This is a genomic window from Lachnoanaerobaculum umeaense (genome assembly GCF_003589745.1).
GTDB lineage: Bacteria > Bacillota > Clostridia > Lachnospirales > Lachnospiraceae > Lachnoanaerobaculum > Lachnoanaerobaculum umeaense.
The window spans coordinates 1,583,078-1,601,363 of the sequence record NZ_CP032364.1; the positions used below are offsets into that span (position 1 = coordinate 1,583,078).

18 protein-coding genes and 1 tRNA gene are annotated in these 18,286 nt (G+C 33.7%); 1 reads left to right on the plus strand and 18 read right to left on the minus strand.

What is annotated here, in order from left to right:
• Nucleotides 1–346: 346 nt before the first annotated feature.
• The 14 genes from D4A81_RS07155 to D4A81_RS07220 all read right to left on the minus strand — a co-directional run bounded on the left by D4A81_RS07155 (nt 347) and on the right by D4A81_RS07220 (nt 15,170).
• On the minus strand, nt 347–2,863 hold the full coding sequence (locus D4A81_RS07155) for a glycoside hydrolase family 31 protein (protein ID WP_111524495.1): 2,517 nt from the start codon (nt 2,861–2,863) through the stop codon (nt 347–349).
• Nucleotides 2,864–5,356 carry a glycoside hydrolase family 31 protein gene (locus D4A81_RS07160; protein WP_111524496.1) on the minus strand — a complete coding sequence of 831 codons (2,493 nt, stop codon included), beginning with the start codon at nt 5,354–5,356 and terminating at the stop codon, nt 2,864–2,866.
• Between the two features lie 11 nt (nt 5,357–5,367).
• Nucleotides 5,368–6,687 carry a TRAP transporter large permease gene (locus D4A81_RS07165; RefSeq protein WP_111524497.1) on the minus strand — a complete coding sequence of 440 codons (1,320 nt, stop codon included), beginning with the start codon at nt 6,685–6,687 and terminating at the stop codon, nt 5,368–5,370.
• Nucleotides 6,688–7,164: a TRAP transporter small permease gene (locus tag D4A81_RS07170; protein WP_111524498.1), complete on the minus strand. Its 477-nt coding sequence runs from the start codon at nt 7,162–7,164 to the stop codon at nt 6,688–6,690.
• 8 nt (nt 7,165–7,172) lie between these two features.
• The gene (locus D4A81_RS07175) at nt 7,173–8,195 is read right to left on the minus strand and encodes a TRAP transporter substrate-binding protein (protein WP_111524499.1); all 1,023 of its coding nucleotides are present in this window, start codon (nt 8,193–8,195) and stop codon (nt 7,173–7,175) included.
• Nucleotides 8,196–8,275: 80 nt separating this feature from the next.
• Nucleotides 8,276–8,842, minus strand: coding sequence for a hypothetical protein (locus D4A81_RS07180; protein ID WP_111524500.1), 567 nt, complete (start codon nt 8,840–8,842; stop codon nt 8,276–8,278).
• A 142-nt stretch (nt 8,843–8,984) separates the two neighbouring features.
• Nucleotides 8,985–9,722 (minus strand): tRNA pseudouridine(38-40) synthase TruA, encoded by a 738-nt coding sequence (gene truA, locus D4A81_RS07185; RefSeq protein WP_111524501.1) that lies wholly within the window; start codon nt 9,720–9,722, stop codon nt 8,985–8,987.
• Between the two features lie 4 nt (nt 9,723–9,726).
• Nucleotides 9,727–10,533: an energy-coupling factor transporter transmembrane component T family protein gene (locus D4A81_RS07190; RefSeq protein WP_111524502.1), complete on the minus strand. Its 807-nt coding sequence runs from the start codon at nt 10,531–10,533 to the stop codon at nt 9,727–9,729.
• Nucleotides 10,526–11,401, minus strand: a complete 876-nt coding sequence (locus tag D4A81_RS07195; RefSeq protein ID WP_111524503.1) for an energy-coupling factor transporter ATPase — start codon at nt 11,399–11,401, stop codon at nt 10,526–10,528. The genes D4A81_RS07190 and D4A81_RS07195 overlap by 8 nt, the downstream gene beginning before the upstream one ends.
• A 20-nt stretch (nt 11,402–11,421) precedes the next feature.
• Nucleotides 11,422–12,276 (minus strand): energy-coupling factor transporter ATPase, encoded by an 855-nt coding sequence (locus D4A81_RS07200; RefSeq protein ID WP_111524504.1) that lies wholly within the window; start codon nt 12,274–12,276, stop codon nt 11,422–11,424.
• A 63-nt stretch (nt 12,277–12,339) separates the two neighbouring features.
• Nucleotides 12,340–12,413 (minus strand) — tRNA-Arg (locus D4A81_RS07205).
• 72 nt (nt 12,414–12,485) lie between these two features.
• The gene (locus D4A81_RS07210) at nt 12,486–13,010 is read right to left on the minus strand and encodes a hypothetical protein (protein WP_111524505.1); all 525 of its coding nucleotides are present in this window, start codon (nt 13,008–13,010) and stop codon (nt 12,486–12,488) included.
• Between the two features lie 65 nt (nt 13,011–13,075).
• Entirely contained in the window at nt 13,076–14,239 is a 1,164-nt protein-coding gene (locus tag D4A81_RS07215) for a transglutaminase domain-containing protein (RefSeq protein WP_162902562.1), read from the minus strand.
• Between the two features lie 199 nt (nt 14,240–14,438).
• Entirely contained in the window at nt 14,439–15,170 is a 732-nt protein-coding gene (locus D4A81_RS07220; RefSeq protein ID WP_111524507.1) for a TraX family protein, read from the minus strand.
• A 196-nt stretch (nt 15,171–15,366) separates the two neighbouring features.
• Here D4A81_RS07220 and D4A81_RS07225 point away from each other — a divergent pair, with 196 nt between their 5' ends.
• A complete protein-coding gene (locus D4A81_RS07225) occupies nt 15,367–16,725 on the plus strand; it encodes an MATE family efflux transporter (protein ID WP_111524508.1) in 1,359 nt (452 codons plus the stop codon).
• A 22-nt stretch (nt 16,726–16,747) separates the two neighbouring features.
• Here the strand turns inward: D4A81_RS07225 and D4A81_RS07230 are convergent, their stop codons facing one another.
• The 4 genes from D4A81_RS07230 to D4A81_RS07245 are packed head-to-tail and all read right to left on the minus strand — an operon-like array spanning nt 16,748 to nt 18,281.
• A complete protein-coding gene (locus tag D4A81_RS07230; RefSeq protein ID WP_111524509.1) occupies nt 16,748–17,164 on the minus strand; it encodes a hypothetical protein in 417 nt (138 codons plus the stop codon).
• A 17-nt stretch (nt 17,165–17,181) separates the two neighbouring features.
• Nucleotides 17,182–17,673 carry an SF0329 family protein gene (locus D4A81_RS07235; protein WP_111524510.1) on the minus strand — a complete coding sequence of 164 codons (492 nt, stop codon included), beginning with the start codon at nt 17,671–17,673 and terminating at the stop codon, nt 17,182–17,184.
• A gap of 12 nt (nt 17,674–17,685) precedes the next feature.
• Nucleotides 17,686–17,925: a phosphohydrolase gene (locus D4A81_RS07240; RefSeq protein ID WP_111524511.1), complete on the minus strand. Its 240-nt coding sequence runs from the start codon at nt 17,923–17,925 to the stop codon at nt 17,686–17,688.
• 2 nt (nt 17,926–17,927) lie between these two features.
• Nucleotides 17,928–18,281 (minus strand): hypothetical protein, encoded by a 354-nt coding sequence (locus D4A81_RS07245; protein ID WP_111524512.1) that lies wholly within the window; start codon nt 18,279–18,281, stop codon nt 17,928–17,930.
• Nucleotides 18,282–18,286: the final 5 nt, after the last annotated feature.

Below are 18,286 nucleotides of genomic sequence, written 5' to 3' on the forward strand. Positions count from 1 at the left end.
GTATAGGAAAATAACTATACCAGAAAGGTAAATAATAGGTTTCCCTAACCTGTTACTATTATATTTAACATAAAATAATTGTATACACAATAGCATTTTTGTAATTTCGTCGTTTTAACTAATAATAATTCCTATTATTATTAATTATATACACTAATTTTTTATAAGTAAATATAAAAAAATAAATTTGAATATATTGTCTACTTAGTTACAAATATAAAAAGTGAGTTGAAAATCAACCCATTCTAACACTTGATAACAAGCCGAAAAAAGCTGTTGTACCGAGGACTTACATTAATTAATATAGCTTAACTACTATATTTTTGTCTCCGGACAACAGCCTTTTTTATTCATTTTCCAATACCATTCCTATAAGATCAAATTTCTCTGTACTTATCTTTATATCAAAGCTTTTATTCTTTGGATTTTTAGTTTTTACCATTATGGTTCTGTCTGAAAGATTATAATACCACCCCTCATTTGCCTCATCAAAGTTATCTTTTACCAGAAATCTCTTTAAAAGCTTATCATCTGCACTTACATAGAAGGCACCTTTTTTCTTACTTACAAGTTTTAAAGTAATATTTTCTATGCTTTCCTTATAATCACCGCTCTTTTCAAAGGAAATAGTAGTAATATCTCCGGCTTTTACCTTGACCAAAGTATTTAGATATTTTCCTTTTTCATAGTCTTTGGAGTGTCCGTCATCATCATATATAAAAAATTCAACATCTGACTTGGCAGATATAGTAAAATCAAGCTGTTTTGCAATATCTCTTGACGCCTGATGTATATCATTTGTTGTAAAGAAAATACCGCTGTCTCTTAAAAACATAGGTATACTGTAACTGTTTACATCAATATAAATAGTCTGACCACCTTGATATTCTCTAAAGCTATCATTTATATCATACCAGCTTGAACCCTCAGGCAAATATATTTTTCTAATCTTGGCTCCCTTTTCAAATACATTTGCCACAAGTAAACTGCTGCCAAACATAAATGTAAGATTCTTATCATTATATGTATTTATATCATTGGGAAATTCCATAAATAAAGGTCTCATTACAGGTGTGCCCTTTAAATTGGCCTCTCTCATAAGTGAATACATATATGGAATCATTCTATATCTCAGAGCATATGCTTCTATCACCTCAGGCATATATTCATCATACATAAAGGCTTGAGTAACTGTATTATCATTATTTGCTGAATTCATACAAAATCTGGGCTGGAATATACCGCTTTGTATCCACCTAAGTAAAAGTTCTCCCTCCGGTGCTCCTCCGGCAAAACCGCCGATATCACATCCCATATTTGCAACTCCTGAAAGTCCCATTCCTATTATTGTTGCAATATTGTATTTTAGTGTATCCCAGGATGTAAGATTATCACCGCCCCAAACTTGGGCATATCTTTGTATACCTGCAAATCCTGCCCTGTTTATAATATATGGTCTTTCATTCGGATAAACCTCTGCAAGCGCTTTTTTAGCCACATATGCCATCATATTTGAGTGGATTATTTTTAGTTCAGCCATATTTCCACCCTGACCGTTATTGTCCACTCTTGCAAGTCTGTCTTCTACACCGTCATACTCACAATTATCATTCCATACAGTTTTTGAACCCTTTAAAAGTAAGGTTCTCTTTAAAAGTTCACCCCAAACTTTTCTGCCGCTTTCCTTAGTAAAGTCGATAAATTTTCCATAACCACCCCACCAGCGACCTATATAGTCTTCTTTTCCCTCAGAATCTTTTACAAATGCATCAGCTTCTACAAATTCCTTCATATATGGATGATTTGGCAATATTCCGGGCTTCATATTTGGAATAACATTTATTCCCATGGCATTCATCTTTTCAAAAAATCCTTCAGGATCCGGAAATCTCTTTTTATTCCAGTTAAATGTATATCTTAGATTATCTTTTTCGCCTGATGAATACCCTGATGCCAACCAGAAATTATCAATATATATATTTTCATCAAAATGCTTTTTGATTACCTTATATATTTCCTCATCACAATTTTCTTCCAATTCTGCATAGTACATTGTAGATGCGGTAAATCCCATTTCCTGCTTTGTAGGCATTGCAGATCTTCCGGTAAGATATGTATAATTATCTATAACATCCTTTATGTTCTCTCCACATATAAAGAAAAGATCTATATCACCGCCCTCAGCCTGATAATATGTATATCTGTCCCAGTATCCGCTTATTTCATTGCACATATCAAAAACAGCATCATATGAGTTGTTATAGAATAATCCCAGAGGCTTTTTAATATCCTCATTTATTCTTATATAAAAAGGTATATGCTTATATAAAGGCTCTCCGTTTTCGGGGTTATGACCTATAGCATCCTTTGGATTCATCCTAAGCCTTCTGCCCTTTTTATCAAGATGACCCGTTTTTTCACCAAAACCGTAGAAATGATCTTTTTCCAAATCCAAAAGTGAGTAATGTGAGACTCTTCCAAGATAGTCCTTATCAAAAGCCCTCTCCTTCAAATCTCTGTATATAACATTTCCAAAGACATCTTCCAAACTGAAAGAAAGAGGATCTTTTCTAAGTGTAAGTATATATTTCTTTGTTCTAAATACTATCTTCTTATCATCCTCTTTGTAGTCCAATTTGGCTGCTTCAATCCTTGTCCTTTCATCTACAAAAAGTTCATCCAGATTATCTTCCCAAGCGGTGGTTATCAGAGCATAAGAAGTTTCTATAAATTTTTTGTCAAAGCTTACTCTTACTCTAATTATTTCATCAGTAAGTGCAATAACCTTGATAGAGGCATTCTTTGCCTCTATCATATAACCGTTTTCGATTTCAATTAATTTTTCAAAGCCTTTTACTATCATTTACATACCTATCAAATCAAACATTTCAAAAGATACAATAAGCTCATAATCACTTTCCGGATTATCATATTTTATCTCAACGCTTCTATTTGTCTGTGAATAATACCAACCTTCACTTGATGCATCAAATTTTCTTCTGTTTAAGAAATGTGGCAGCTTTCTGCCTGCAAGACTAACATGGAAAGGACTCTTTTCTTTCTTAATGATATTTGTCCTTACAGTTTTTATGCTGTCCTTATAGCCCCCCTCAGACTTAAAGTTAAGCTTTATAATCTCATCTCCCGACATCTCTATAGTAGTCTTTTTGAATACACCTTTTTTGAAGTCATTACTTACACCGTCATCATCATATAGTACAAAGCTTCTATTTTCACCTGTAGCCACCAAAAGCTCCAAAGCTTCAACCTTATCCATCGCCATACTTGTAAGCTTATTTCCAGACATAGGTATAATAGCACCACTTCTGATAAACATAGGTATAGTGGAAATATCAACCGGTATTACTATAGTCTGTCCACCCTCGTATTTCTTAAAATTATCATTGTAATCGTACCATGTACTACCCTTAGGAAGATATACTTCAATGCTCCTTGCATTTTCTTCAAGTACATTCGCCACTAAAATATCTCTTCCCAATGTGAATTCAAAACTTTCATCAAAAGTATTTTCATCATTTTGGAATTCATATACCAATGGTCTCATTATTGGACTGCCATGCCTGCTTGCTTCATACTCCAAAGAATAGAAATAAGGTGTTAGCTTATACCTAAAGTTTATAGCATCTCTGATAATATCAGTAGAATTTTTAAACATCCATGGTTCAGTTACAGTATTATCACTGCTTGCAGAATGGATCGAAAATCTAGGCTGGAATATACCATTTTGTACCCAACGTACAAAGAGTTCTTCACTCGGTGCAGGGCCTGCAAATCCTCCTATATCTGCACCTTCATTTGGTTGACCCGAAAGCCCCATGCCTGTGATAATAGGAATATTATATTTTAGAGAATTCCAGTTGGTGAGATTATCACCACACCATGTTTGTGCATACTTTTGTATGCCGGCACTTCCACTCCTGCAAACCACATAAGGTCTGGCATTTTCATTATGTTCAACTACCGCTTCATTTGCTATTTGACACATTATAGTACTCATAAGAGGCTTTAATTCTCCTATCGTTCCACCTTCTCCGTCAAAATCTACTTTTGTATCCTTATCTAAGAGTGAGTCGTACTCGCAGTTGTCATTCCAAATAGAGTCTGTACCGATATCTATTACATTCTCTGTAAGGTACTCTTTCCAAGCTTTTCTGGCATCAGCCTTTGTAAAGTCCCAAAAGGCTCCATCTCCTCCCCACCAACTTCCTATTGCGTATGTATCTTTTTCAGAGTCTTTTACAAATACATCTTTTTCTACAAACTCATCAAATTTGGGATGCATTAAAAGTATTCCGGGCTTTACATTAGGAACATTCTGTGCTCCTTTATCATTCATTTTTTTGAAATAATCTCTAGGATCTTTAAATCTGTCTAAATTCCAGGTGAATACACATCTTTTATTATTATAGCTTGTATAACCACTTGAGAGATGAAATCCATCTATCGGAAATCCCTCTTCTTTAATGGTATCAATAAATTCTAACACTGCGTCATCAGAGTCCTTTTCAAGTTCAGGATAATACATTGATGAGCCCTGATATCCAAGTGCTCTCTTTGGCAAAAGTGCAGGTCTTCCTGACAATAAAGTATAATTATCCACTACTCTTTTGATACTGTTACCACCAATAAGATAGAGATCTATATCACCTCCGTCTGCCTGAAAATATGTGTATCTGGGCCAGTAATTACTCTTTTCACAGCCCATATTAAAGACAGATTCATAGAAATTGTGATAGAAAAGTCCTACAGCCTTTTTACTTGCTCTCCTCATTCTTATATAGAATGGTATATGCTTATATAATGTATCCATCTTATCAGCATCATAGCCCATGGCATCTGTGGCTCTTTCTCGTAGGAAAGTCTTATTCTTATTTAAGATTCCCGCCTTTTCACCAAAGCCATAGAAGCATTCGTCTTCTTCCATCCTTGAATAATGATTTACTCTATTGTTTGAATCAAGTATAAAAGGATTGCCATTTAAATCCGAGTATAGTAAATCTCCCTCTATATCATACAGACAAAATCCTATGCTTTTTTTATCAAGAATCAGCTTTAGTTTTTCAGTTTCGAATAATATTTGGTCTTCGTCTTCTTTTATATCAGGCTCAATAGGATCTATTTTCTTTCTATATTCTCCTGATACAATATCAAGTCTGTCATCCCAACCTAGAGTTGATAGAACATATGATTCTTCCTTAAAATTCTTATCAAAAGATGCTCTTATTCTTATGATTTCATCTGTAAGAAAATAAATCTTTATATCTGCATTATTAGTATGTACTATATAAAATTTACCATCCTTAGATAAGGACTCAAATTTTTTTACAATTTGCATAAACGCTCCTATTAAATTGATGACACAAGTCCTGCCAGATAAGGTATTCCCAGTGATATAAACGGTATATATGTGATAAGTAACAGTGCCACAACCATGGCTACAAACATTGGAATAATATATTTTGTTACACCCTCAATCTTAACATTACCAACACCACAACCTACAAATAAGCAAGAGCCTACAGGTGGTGTTACAGATCCGATACCAAGATTCATAATAAACATTATACCAAAATGCACAGGACTCATACCAATGCTCTTTACTATCGGAAGGAATATAGGTGTAAATATAAGTACTGCAGGTGTAAGATCAAGGAACATTCCCATAACCAGCAAAAATACATTCATAATGAGTAAAATTACAAATTTATTGTCTGAAACTCCCATTATCATAGAGCTGATAGCTCCCGGTATACCCGAAACTGTCATTACATATGACATAATGGTAGATGTTGATATAAGGAAAAGTATTGTTGCTGAACTCATCATAGTATCTGCCAAAAGCTCATATACATTCTTTAATGTAAGCTCTCTGTATATAAATCCAAGTGCTCCACAATAAAGTACAGCAACCACTCCTGCCTCTGTGGCGGTAAACCATCCAAGCAGGATTCCTGCCATAACCAAAATAACTGCAAGTAATGAAGGTATTGCATCAATTATTATCTTGATTGCAGGTACATCTTCTTTTACGGTTGATGATTTATATCCCTTTTTATATGCAATAAACATTGCTACTATCAAAACACAAATACCCAGTAATGCACCCGGAAGATATCCTCCCATAAAAAGTGCCGCAACTGAAACTCCGCCTGCTGTAATTGAATACAGAATCAGCGGACCTGACGGCGGAATAATAATTCCTGTAGGTGCAGAACAAATATTTACAGCTGCAGAATAGTTCGGATCATAACCTTCTTCAAGTTCAAGCGGGCTCATAATACTTCCCATGGCAGATGTAGCCGCAACCGATGAACCTGAAATAGCACCAAAAAACATATTTGCCAGTACATTTGTAGCCGCCAGATATCCCGGAATCCAGCCCACAAAGAGTCTTGCAAGTCGTACAAGTCTGTTTGCAATTCCACCTTTATTCATTATATTTCCTGCCAATGTGAAGAATGGCAATGCCAATAATGAAAATGAGTCAATACCTGAGAAACTTCTCTGTGCTGCTATAAATGATAAAACCCCGATACCCGGATTTGGATCAAAACTTGCCAAAGCAGTTGCAATGGAAGCTATACCAATACCAACTGAAATAGGAACTCCGGCAAATAACATTACAAAAAATACGCCAAAGAGCATTAAAACCGATTGTATAACCACTTATTTACCTGCCTTTCTTTCGCTAAAATACTGAATATATTTTAAAACTCTTCCCAGTATTGCCAATATGCCTGACAATGGAAGCACTATATACAAAACTTTAAAAGGTATATGCATTACAGGTGAATAGTTAGTAGAGCTGATTGCCATACGTCCACCACCATAAACAAATACTACAAATAAAAATGTCAGTATACATACTTCAATAAAAACTGATAAACACATTGCAGGGGTACCTTTAAGCTTATCCTTTACAAGATCAAGTGCCAAATGCTTATCCTTATAAAAGCAATATGCAGATCCAATCATGCTTGCCCATATAAGCATATATCTCATAAACTCTTCAGTAAATGTAGAAGGATTTTTTAAAATCCATCTTGTAAAAATCTGCCATGTTCCACCAACTACCAGTGAACCCATAGCTATAGCCATCAAAAACCTCATGGCATTATCCAAAAATTTATCAAGTGCTTTCATATTTCCACCTATTTCTGTACTTTGAAATTTTGTATCTTTTCAACTATATTATAAACTTCAGGCTGTTCAGTCTTTAAAGCATCATATATTGGTTTACAAGCCTCTTGGAATGCAGCTTTATCAACATCTGTAACAAATTCTACACCAAACTCATTTTTTGCCTTATCTACGACCTTATTCTCGAATTCTGCCCATTTGCCTATATATTCCTGTGATGCCTCTCTTGCACACTCAGTCATTACGGCTCTTTGTTCATCACTCATTTCATCCCAGATCTTTTCTGACATAACTATAATATCAGGGATTCTGGTATGCTCATCATATGAATAATAATGTGCCACTTCTCCATGGTCTCTCATAGCTGTAACATTATTCTCTGCACCATCAATTACACCTTGCTGCAATCCTGTATAAATATCAGAATATCCCATAACAGTTGCAGAACCTCCAAGTGCCTTCATCATATCAATAGCCATCTTTGAATCCATAGTTCTTATCTTAAGTCCCCTTAGATCCTCCGGCTTCCTTATTGGTCGCTTAACTGTATAGAATGATCTGGCACCTGAATCTAACCAAGTAAGTCCTCTAAAACCGTCAGCTTCTGTCGACTCATACACTTCTTTTGCTATATCGCTATCCATTACACCAAAATAATGTTCCTTATCATTAAAAACATATGGTACCGCATACGCATTATACAGTTTCGAAAAATTTCCCAATGTTGATGCTGAAACCTTTGCCATATCAAGTGCCTGGCCTTGAATCTGAGCAATCATATCAGTTTCAGAACCCAGAGTTCCATTCGGAAATATTGTGATATTGATAGTACCATGCGACTTCTCTCTCACACTCTCCACGAACTCTGATAAAACAATATGTACAGTATGATCCTCAGCCATATTATGACCAAGTTTTAAGTTGAATACTTTTTCACCTGCATCATTTACTGTAAATCTTGGTGCACCACAAGCTGCAAGTGACAATGCCGTTACTCCTGCCAGCACGCTAGTAATAATTTTCTTTATTACCATAATAACCTCCTAAATTTTATCCGGAACATTATTCCTATATAATACAAATATATGAACCCACCATATATCTGTCATTATTTTCATTTTCTGAAAATATCCACTATATCAAATATATTGAGAAAAATAAGACTTTTTGACACTTCAAATTTCTTTTTCGTTTTTTCTTCCAAAAAAATCTTGAATGATTCAATAGTATCTGTATAAGTATTTTTCAAAAATCCCTTAACTTCTTTCTTATCAAGTATTATGGCATTTGATCTACCCATAAAAATATAAATATATTCCCCATCTAAGACTAAATGTTCTACTTTTGAATAATCTATATTCATTGATTTCTTTTCTTTAACTATAAAATATGAACCTTTAAACTCATACTTGAATATAGGAAATTCATTTCCAAACTTTCTTATATTTTCATCAGCTCTAAGTCTTGCCGGAAAATCTGTACTTGATATAAACCACGCTCCTATAGCAATCATTATTCCCTTTATCGGAGTAGCAACATTAAGAAATATTGCAGCTATTATAAATATTGCTCCTAATAATAGTCTGAATAATACAGTTCTTTTCTCGTAAATTCTAAACTCTGTTATAAATAAACTGATAATACTATTCTTATCATGTTTAATTCCTGCTGAATACAACATATTCCTCCTTTAATTTTAATTATTGTACTATTTATCTTAATATTTTGACTACACATTTATTGCTGTTTATAGCCTTTTTTCTACATATCTTGCTATTTATAATTTTTTTCAAAAAAAGAGATGCGATAATCTCGCATCTCTCTTAAATATATTCAATTTCTACCAAAGTCAGTCCCTTTGCAGGCATGGTCTGCCCTGCAAGTTTTCTATTCTTTGCTTTCATTATATCCACTATATGGCTTGGCGGATAAACTCCCATCCCCACCTTTATCAAAGTACCTGCTATGATACGAATCATATTGTAGAGGAATCCATCACCTCGTATTACTATTGTAATCATATCTTCATCCTGTAATACTTCTAAAGAGAATATAGTTCTTACAGGTGATGAGGCCTGAGATTTTTGTGAACAAAAGCTTGTAAAATCATGTGTTCCTATAAAGTATCCGCTTGCCTCTCTCATTTTATCAACATCCAGATTGAAGTAACAAAAATGTGCATAAAGTCTCTCTGTAGGTATATCAATCTTACGATTTAAAATTCTATATGTATAAGTCTTTATACAGTTATTCTTTCTTGGATGCCAACCTGCTTCAACCTCATCAGAATGTTGTATTCTAATATCATCCGGAAGTCTTTGATTTATAGCAAATGCAAACTTATCTGCCGCCATTCTGGCATTTGTATCAAATACAGCTATATTTCCATAGGCATGAACTCCGGAATCTGTCCTTGAAGCACCTATTATCTCTATCTCTTCTCCGGTAAGCTTTGAAATAGCATTATTAAGTACTTCTTCTATTGTAATACCATTTGGCTGTTTTTGCCAGCCACAATAATTTGTACCGTCATAGGATACTATAAGTCTTATTCTTCTCATTACCCTACTTTCTAAAAACAAAAACTATAGAAATACATATAATCATATATATTAAATAATATAAATATGCAAGTATATCAATTTTCTTATATTTTAAAGGTTTAAGCTTGGTTCTGCCCTCACCACCATGGTAACATCTGGCTTCCATTGCCATTGCCAAATCTGTAGCCCTTCTCATTGCAGAAATAAACAGAGGTACAAGCAGAGGCACCATCGCCCTTGCCTTTTGTACAATATTTCCTGACTCAAAATCAGCACCCCTTGCCATCTGTGCTTTCATTATCTTATCAGTCTCCTCTATTAAGATAGGTATGAATCTAAGAGCAATTGACATCATCATAGATATCTCATGTACCGGTATCTTTATAACCTTCAAAAAACCCATACTTTTTTCAAGTCCATCTGTCAATGCATTTGGAGTTGTAGTCAAAGTCATTATGGATGAACCCACTATGAGAAAAATTAATCTTAGACCCATAAATATTGAAACTCTAACTCCCTCTTTGGTTATCTTAAATATCCAAAGCTTAAGTATAACCTCACCATCAGTTAAAAACAGATTAAAACTTACACTTATAATAAGCAGTATCAGTACTGCCTTAAGTCCCTTTAACATAAATTTTACCGGAACTTTTGATAAACTTATAGCAAGTACCAAAAACATTGTCGCAAGTGCATACCCCAACCAAGAGTTTGCTATAAATAGAGAAATGATAAAAATCATTGTACCAAAAAGCTTGGTCCTTGGGTCAAGTCTATGTATTACAGAATTTATGGGATAATACTGTCCCAATGTAATATCTCTAAGCATTTTTATCCTTTCTCCTGATATATTCTAATATTGCATCTTTTGCCTCTCGTATTGTGGTAATATCGTCACCCAAGTCTATACCTTCTTTTTTTAATCTTTCAACTATATAGGTTATTCCCGGTGCACTAAGTCCAATACTTTCAAGGAATTTATACTGCTTGAAAACTTCCTTAGGAGTTCCATCAAGCACTAGTTCTCCATTATTCATAACAAGGAGTCTATCCACATATTTTGCTACATCTTCCATACTATGTGAAACCAAAATAATGGTCATATCTCTTGATTTTTTCAGCTCAATGATTTCTTCAAAAAGTTCATCTCTTCCTTTTGGATCAAGTCCGGCTGTAGGCTCATCCAATATAAGAACTTCCGGATTCATCGCCAAAACTCCTGCTATGGCAACTCTTCTTTTTTGTCCTCCTGAAAGTTCAAAAGGTGATTTTTTATAATAAGTTTCGTCCAGTCCAACCAATGCCAGACTCTCTTTGGCACGAGCTTCTATTATTTCCTCAGAAAGTTTTTGATTTCTTGGTCCAAACATAACATCTGAGAGTACATCCACCTCAAAAAGCTGGTGTTCAGGATATTGAAATACCAAGCCTACTTTTTGCCTCAAAAGCTTCATATCGTACTTTGGAGCATATATATTTTCACCTTTAAACAATAAATCACCTGATGTAGCCTTTATTAGACCATTCAAATGCTGTATCAATGTAGATTTTCCAGAACCTGTATGTCCTATAATACCTATGAACTCTCCCTGTTTTATTGTAAATGATACATCCCTTAGGGCATATTGTTCAAATGCCGTTCCCTCTCCATATATAAAATTCAATTTTTTTGCTTCTATTTGCATATTTTCTTGCATTATTATCTCCAAATAGTTTTCTATTTTAATATCGGCAAAAGATTGTCTACCAGCTCATCCAATGTCAGTATGCCATCAGGCAGATCAATTCCTGATTGTTTAAGCTCATACGCCAGTTCTGTTGTGCTTGGTACATCCAATCTAAGTTTTTTAAGTTCCTCTACATGTGAAAATACATCTTTAGGTGCACCGTCCATCACAATTTTACCCTCATCCATAACTATAACTCTGTCAGCTTCAACTACTTCCTCCATATAGTGAGTAATAAGTATCACTGTGATATTTTCTTTTTTATTTAATTCAAGTACTGTCTTTATAACTTCTTTTCTACCATTTGGATCAAGCATTGCTGTCGGCTCATCAAGTACTATACATTTTGGCTTCATTGCCATAATGCCGGCTATTGCTACTCTTTGCTTTTGTCCGCCTGAAAGTTTGTTTGGAGATTTATATCTATAAGCGGTCATTCCTACTGCTTCCAAAGCATTATCTACTCTCTTCCACATATCGTCTGTCGGAATACCGATATTTTCCGGACCAAACGCTACATCTTCCTCTACTACATTGCCAATGATTTGATTGTCAGGATTTTGGAATACCATTCCTACCATCTTTCGCAAATCAAGAAGAGTTTCATCATTTGCTGTATTCAAATCTGAAATAAATACAGTTCCTTCAGTTGGCAAAAGTATACCATTTAAATGTTTTGCAAATGTAGATTTACCTGAGCCATTATGCCCCAAAACAGCTACAAAATCTCCCTGAGTAATATCAATATTCAAATCATTGATAGCTCTTTTTACATCCTCTACATTATCTTCTTCATCTCTTGTTATATACTCAAATATAAGCTTTGTTGCTTTTACTATTCCCATATTTTCCTTTTACTTGCTCTTAATAAAACAAAAACCTCAGCAAGGTTGCTGAGGCTCTAATAACGTGCGTGAGAAGATTCGAACTCCCGACACCTTGGTCCGTAGCCAAGTGCTCTATCCAGCTGAGCTACACACACATTGCAAGTATGTATTCTACAGCAATGGTGTATATTTGTCAATAGAGTTTTTATGTCGGAGTGATTAATCCTCTATTTTTTATGTAGTCTTAATGCATCTATTTCTTCTTTGCTTGCTAAATCAAAAAGCTCTTTCTCATTTCCTGTGTAAATCACATACACATTTTTATATAGTTTAAGATTATAATCTAACATATTAAGATATTCTAAATTATCGTAACTATCTGTATGTGGATTAAAATAGCGATAAAATCTCATATCAAATATGATATTATCAGCATTTATATACATATGCTGTGCTTTCATGGCATCATGAAAATATCTGTATATCTCTTCATCCGAATATTCTGCTCTATATGTAGGTATAATTGTAATATTAGCCCTAGGATATAAGGTACACACTTCGCCTGATATATCAACTTTTCTAAAAAGTTCATCAGTATTTAAATCAGGCAAATTAGTATATACTATTGCATAAACAAATGACAATGATGCATAATCCGAAATACTCATAATATGGTATGGAGTCCATGAAATATAGTGGATACTTTTTTTCATATCAGGCATAAAATTTATATCATCAATTATTTTTATCATATAACATTCCTTTATAATATTAATCAAAGACATCACACTACTGTATTGTAAGTCATTACCGCTTTTTATGGCTGTGGAACATCCGCCTCATTATAATCCTTTATTACATGGTCTGCTGAGAGTAATCCCACATTTATATCAAAATAGTGATATCCTCTTAATCCGGTATTTTTTTCAATACCTCCGTTTCTCCATGCATTATCACTATCCCAGGTTGTATCAAGTATTACCCATCTTCCATTTGCCCAAAACTCATTCCAGGCATGATTGGTATCCTTATTCGGATCATAGTTTTCAGGCCAATAATCATTTGATACACCCAAAGCAAATCCGGAATTTTTTTTTACCGGAACTCCGGCTGCCCTTAATAGTGCCGCTGTCAGGTTTGCATATCCGTCACAAACACTTCTTTTTGAATGCAATGTTCCAAGTGCTGAAGTATCCATTCCAGTATAATTTTTACTTGAATATCTATCCCAATCATAATAAATATTATTGCATACCCAGTCATGTATTGCTACTGCCTTATCATAGTCATTAGTAATTCCACTTGTAATACTATTTGCCAAATCTATTATTTCCTGATTGTCACTTTGAATATTGTAAGATGGCTGTCTATAATATGCCAAAGCCTTTTCATCTGTTCTTTTATTATTTACTACAGCCATATTATGATCAAAATATGGATATGGTACAAGACTTAACTTTCCATCTTTAAATAAGATTTCAATATCATTTCCATATACCAATGATTTATATGTACCATATTTATCAGAAGATGAGTATAAATTCACAGAGTACTTTCCCTCAGATATTTTATCTAAATAAAAGCTTATATTTCCGTTAGTATTACTACTTGTACTACTATATACCTCTTTACCGTTACTATCTTTTAGTATAAGCCAAATATAATTGTATATTGGTATCACAGGTATTTTTTCTACAATAAGCATCTTTCCCTTGATACATATACTCTTAGGATATCTTTCAGAACTATTCATTTCTACTCTGTAATCAATATTTGTATCATAGGCAGCCTGTTTTGCATCCGTAGATTTTGATTCCTCATTAATCACTGTTGTATTTGTTTCTAAGCGAATTTGTTCCACTCCCGGACCTGTATTAGCTAATGATGTAAACAACCCTCCCGCACTTAACAAAAACGCAAATGATAATGCTGCCACTCTTTTCAAAAGCCTCATTGAGTTTTTTTCTTTTCTTACACTCATAATATACACCCTCCTTCTCTTGCTCAGAGCAAAATATCTTGTCATTATTTTAACCTTTCTAATACTAAAATAGAATACCCTTCTATTACATTTCCCATGTGTAATTTTAGTGTAATTTTATAAAAAAGCTTTATTTACAAAGGTTTTAGAGTATAACTAAAGTTTGAAATAAATATTACACAGTAACTTACTTCACAAACTAAATATTAAAATAAAAACGCAATATTCCCAATATAAGTATATGAACCGGATAAAATAGATAGTTTAGATACTTGTACTGTCTACCTCTTTTCCCATTATATCCTATTGTCATAGCAAAGCCCAAGATAGAGTAAAGCTCCTTTATAATTGACAGATATCCAAGACCTGCTCCAATTAAAGGTTTATCATAAAATATGTAAAAGATATAAGCCGCTAATATAGCATGATAATCATAATCAAGACTAAGCCCCATAGCTACTAAACAAAAAAGGATTACAATGATTATTGAAGTTATATACCACAAAGCTTTATTAGTAATCTTTCTCTTAATAATGTCTATTATCCATATTGTGACAAGGCAAAGAGCTAAAGTAAACATCATATTATTCCAATATAGATTAAAAAAGGTCTTTGATGTAAACATATCAAATGGTACTTCCGATATTACTCCAAAGAGCATCAATGTAAGCAAATACTTTCTTCTGTCTTTTGTTTTGAAGAAGCCTTCCACTATAAAAAACACAAAAATAGGGAAAGCAATCCTTCCCAAAATTGAAAATATATTTGACAAATACAATAAAAATCCTCCGCCATCCAGCAAAGGTGTAACAATGGCATTGTTAACATGATCTATGAGCATAGAAAGAAATGCTATATATTTTAGCTGTGCTCCTGTAAATATTTGAATTTTCTTTAATTTCTCTACTTCAAATCGCTTTATCTTTTCCATAATCTCCCCATATATTTATACTTTAATTAAATTTTACATTATTTAATCACTATTATAGCATAGTTAAATGAATATTCTATAAAATGAATTTTAACTTATTTTTTGTAATCATTTGACTTGTATTTCTACTACCCCTATAATAGTACAATCACTCTAAATACTTGCTATAATATATTTAGAATAATGGAGGATTTATATGTATACCGCTACCAAGGGCAGCCAGTCTTTTAATAAAGATATACTAAGACTTGCCATTCCTATAGTTTTACAAAATATTGTTACTACTGCAGTCAATTCAGCAGATGTTATAATGCTTGGATTTGTTGGACAAAATGCACTGGCAGCAGGATCTCTAGCAAATCAGATCATGTTTATATTAAATCTGGTATATACCGGTATTTCATCCGGTGTTATCATGCTTGCCGCACAATACTGGGGTAAAAAAGATACTAAAACTATTGAACATATAATGGGCATAGGTATGCAGCTATCGGTATCGATATCCGTTGTCTTCTTTATATTAGCTTTCTTTTTTCCAAATATTTTAATGCAAATTTTTACAAATGATAGCAATTTAATTCTTGCCGGTATACCATATCTTAGAATGGTAAGCTTCTCTTATCTTTTTATGAGTTTTTCACAAGTATACCTGTGTGCAATGCGAAGTATAGAAAGAGTTCATTTCTCCACTGTTGCAAATGCGATTGCACTTATTTTAAATATTATTTTAAATGCTGTTTTTATTTTTGGACTTATGGGAGCTCCAAAACTTGGAATAGTTGGTGTTGCACTGGCAACTGTAATTGCAAGAGGCATAGAATTTACAATATGTGTTATTGATAACCTTATACCTAAATCCATTCACTTTCATATGAAAAATATTTTAGAGGTAAATAAAATATTGTTTTTTGACTTCTTAAAATATTCACTACCTGCTTTCGGCAATGAAATAGTTTGGGGAATAGCCTTTTCTATGTACTCAGTAATTATGGGACATCTTGGTGGTGATATAGTGGCTGCAAATGCTGTTGTTATAGTTGCAAGAAACCTTGGAACTGTTGCCTGTTTTGGTATAGCTGATGCAGGTGCTATAATTCTTGGTAAATCAATAGGTTCAGGAAACACCGATACTATAAAATCAGATTCTTCACATTTTGTGAAAATAACTTGTATGTCTGCAATCATTGGAGGTATAGTTATTTTTCTCTTAAGACCGGTATTTTTTTCTATGGCTACTTTAACCACTACCGCACAAGCGTACCTTAGTATAATGCTTTTTATAAATATGTATTATATAGTAGGTCAGGCATTCAATACCTCAATGATTTGCGGAGTGTTCAGATCAGGTGGTGATTCCAAATGGGGATTTTTCTGCGACATAATAGATATGTGGGGATATGCTGTTCCGCTTGGCTTTATATCGGCTTTTGTTCTTAAGCTTCCGCCAATGTGGGTATATTTCCTTATTTGTACTGATGAGTTTGTAAAGATTCCTTCTGTATATAAGCATTATAAGAGCTATAAATGGCTGAAAAATATTACAAGAGATTTTTAAAATAAGGGGCGATAATCGCCCCTTATAAATATAATTGTATCCATTCCAATCCGTCTACGCTCTTTAATGTAAGTACACTTTTGTCATACCTGTTTTTAAGTATAACTTCATCTTCCACAGATATATCGGTATACCAATGATTAAGACTTGCATATTTTCCTCTGTGAATATCAACGATTAAAGTAGTTATTGGATCCCATGTTTTCTTTTTAACACTCTCTACAATTACATAATATGCGTCTAAGAATACAAGATTTCTTCCATACATCCAAAATGGTAGTTCTCTATCTAACAGTGGAAGCTTTGCAGAGAAAATAAAATCCCCCATCGGTGGCTCAGTCTCATAGTTTAATTCAATCTCACTTCCAAAATAAGCAATTGTTGCCCCGTAACAACCTACACTTACAGGTACACCTTCTTCGGCTATTATAAAATCCATATATTTCCTTTCAAAGTCTATACTATCCCCTCCGCATTCATTCGAATGGCAAAGAACTCTTTAATTGAATCAGGTTCATTTTCTACACTTTCTTTCATGGATATAAGTTTCCTTTTTCCGACTCTTCTATCCAAAACAGCAAATATCCTCACGAGTAAATTATCGCTATACAAACTCTTTTCAATGCTCTGATTATCAAACTCATCAAATGCCTTATAAAAACATGTTTGATCGAACACTCCAAGCTTTATGGCGGTATCGTCCATAAATGCAAACTCTTCGCTCATACGTCTTTCATATTTTTCATCTTTGGGAAATGACTCCGCTTTTGTCCAATTATGATAATAACAACCCTTTATAATCTCTTTACCTTTATATCTTATAGCTGCCCTGCCCTCATGATCCGAGGATCTGCTATAAGATGTCGCAAAATAGCTGATATCTCCCTTTAAACTTTCCGCCAGATATTCGCTTTCCATTCTTTTTCTAATACCGCTCCAACTTGACATATTCCCTCCAAACTATAAATTCGTGTTATCATAAAGCTCCTCAAAATATTCATTTAAATTATGATATATTTTCATATCCTCTTCATCATCGCCTCTTAGAACCACACAAATATTTTTATTTTCCATATCTGCAAACACAAAATTATACTCACCAAAGTAAGCTTGGTAGCCGTATCTTATTAGAGTCAATATCTGACCAACCTTAAAGTTAAAAATACTCTTTCTGACAATATATGTATTGCCTGTTTTCATTACTAGTCCCTCTTATAAAAATATAAATATGGGTAGTTTACAATCTCTTCATGCCAGTTATCATCATGCTTTATTATAACATTTCCATTTTCATCATAACACCTTGCAACTATCGGTGCACTCTCTCCGGATTTTATTTTCCAAACCAATATTCCGTCCTCAAGCCCTGAATCAGGTGAATCGGTCTTTATATATTTTCCCAAATAGCAATCCCACCTTCCAAAAGGCAACTTATCATACACAATATTTACAAACTCTGCCAAGGTATCCGGCAAAATAAATGTATCAGGATTAGGTGCATTAACATCATCTCCCATACAAACACTGCTCCTGCCCATATAGACTTTTATTTGCATACTAT

Coding starts and splice junctions, on each gene's coding strand:
- truA (WP_111524501.1), bottom strand. CDS start 9,722: ATGAGAAGAATAAGACTTATAGTATCCTATGACGGTACAAATTATTGT.
- D4A81_RS07235 (WP_111524510.1), bottom strand. CDS start 17,673: ATGTCAAGTTGGAGCGGTATTAGAAAAAGAATGGAAAGCGAATATCTG.
- D4A81_RS07175 (WP_111524499.1), bottom strand. CDS start 8,195: ATGGTAATAAAGAAAATTATTACTAGCGTGCTGGCAGGAGTAACGGCA.
- D4A81_RS07155 (WP_111524495.1), bottom strand. CDS start 2,863: ATGATAGTAAAAGGCTTTGAAAAATTAATTGAAATCGAAAACGGTTAT.
- D4A81_RS07160 (WP_111524496.1), bottom strand. CDS start 5,356: ATGCAAATTGTAAAAAAATTTGAGTCCTTATCTAAGGATGGTAAATTT.
- D4A81_RS07180 (WP_111524500.1), bottom strand. CDS start 8,842: ATGTTGTATTCAGCAGGAATTAAACATGATAAGAATAGTATTATCAGT.
- D4A81_RS07215 (WP_162902562.1), bottom strand. CDS start 14,239: ATGAGTGTAAGAAAAGAAAAAAACTCAATGAGGCTTTTGAAAAGAGTG.
- D4A81_RS07200 (WP_111524504.1), bottom strand. CDS start 12,276: ATGGGAATAGTAAAAGCAACAAAGCTTATATTTGAGTATATAACAAGA.
- D4A81_RS07240 (WP_111524511.1), bottom strand. CDS start 17,925: ATGAAAACAGGCAATACATATATTGTCAGAAAGAGTATTTTTAACTTT.
- D4A81_RS07225 (WP_111524508.1), top strand. CDS start 15,367: ATGTATACCGCTACCAAGGGCAGCCAGTCTTTTAATAAAGATATACTA.
- D4A81_RS07245 (WP_111524512.1), bottom strand. CDS start 18,281: ATGCAAATAAAAGTCTATATGGGCAGGAGCAGTGTTTGTATGGGAGAT.
- D4A81_RS07220 (WP_111524507.1), bottom strand. CDS start 15,170: ATGGAAAAGATAAAGCGATTTGAAGTAGAGAAATTAAAGAAAATTCAA.
- D4A81_RS07195 (WP_111524503.1), bottom strand. CDS start 11,401: ATGCAAGAAAATATGCAAATAGAAGCAAAAAAATTGAATTTTATATAT.
- D4A81_RS07210 (WP_111524505.1), bottom strand. CDS start 13,010: ATGATAAAAATAATTGATGATATAAATTTTATGCCTGATATGAAAAAA.
- D4A81_RS07190 (WP_111524502.1), bottom strand. CDS start 10,533: ATGCTTAGAGATATTACATTGGGACAGTATTATCCCATAAATTCTGTA.
- D4A81_RS07230 (WP_111524509.1), bottom strand. CDS start 17,164: ATGGATTTTATAATAGCCGAAGAAGGTGTACCTGTAAGTGTAGGTTGT.
- D4A81_RS07170 (WP_111524498.1), bottom strand. CDS start 7,164: ATGAAAGCACTTGATAAATTTTTGGATAATGCCATGAGGTTTTTGATG.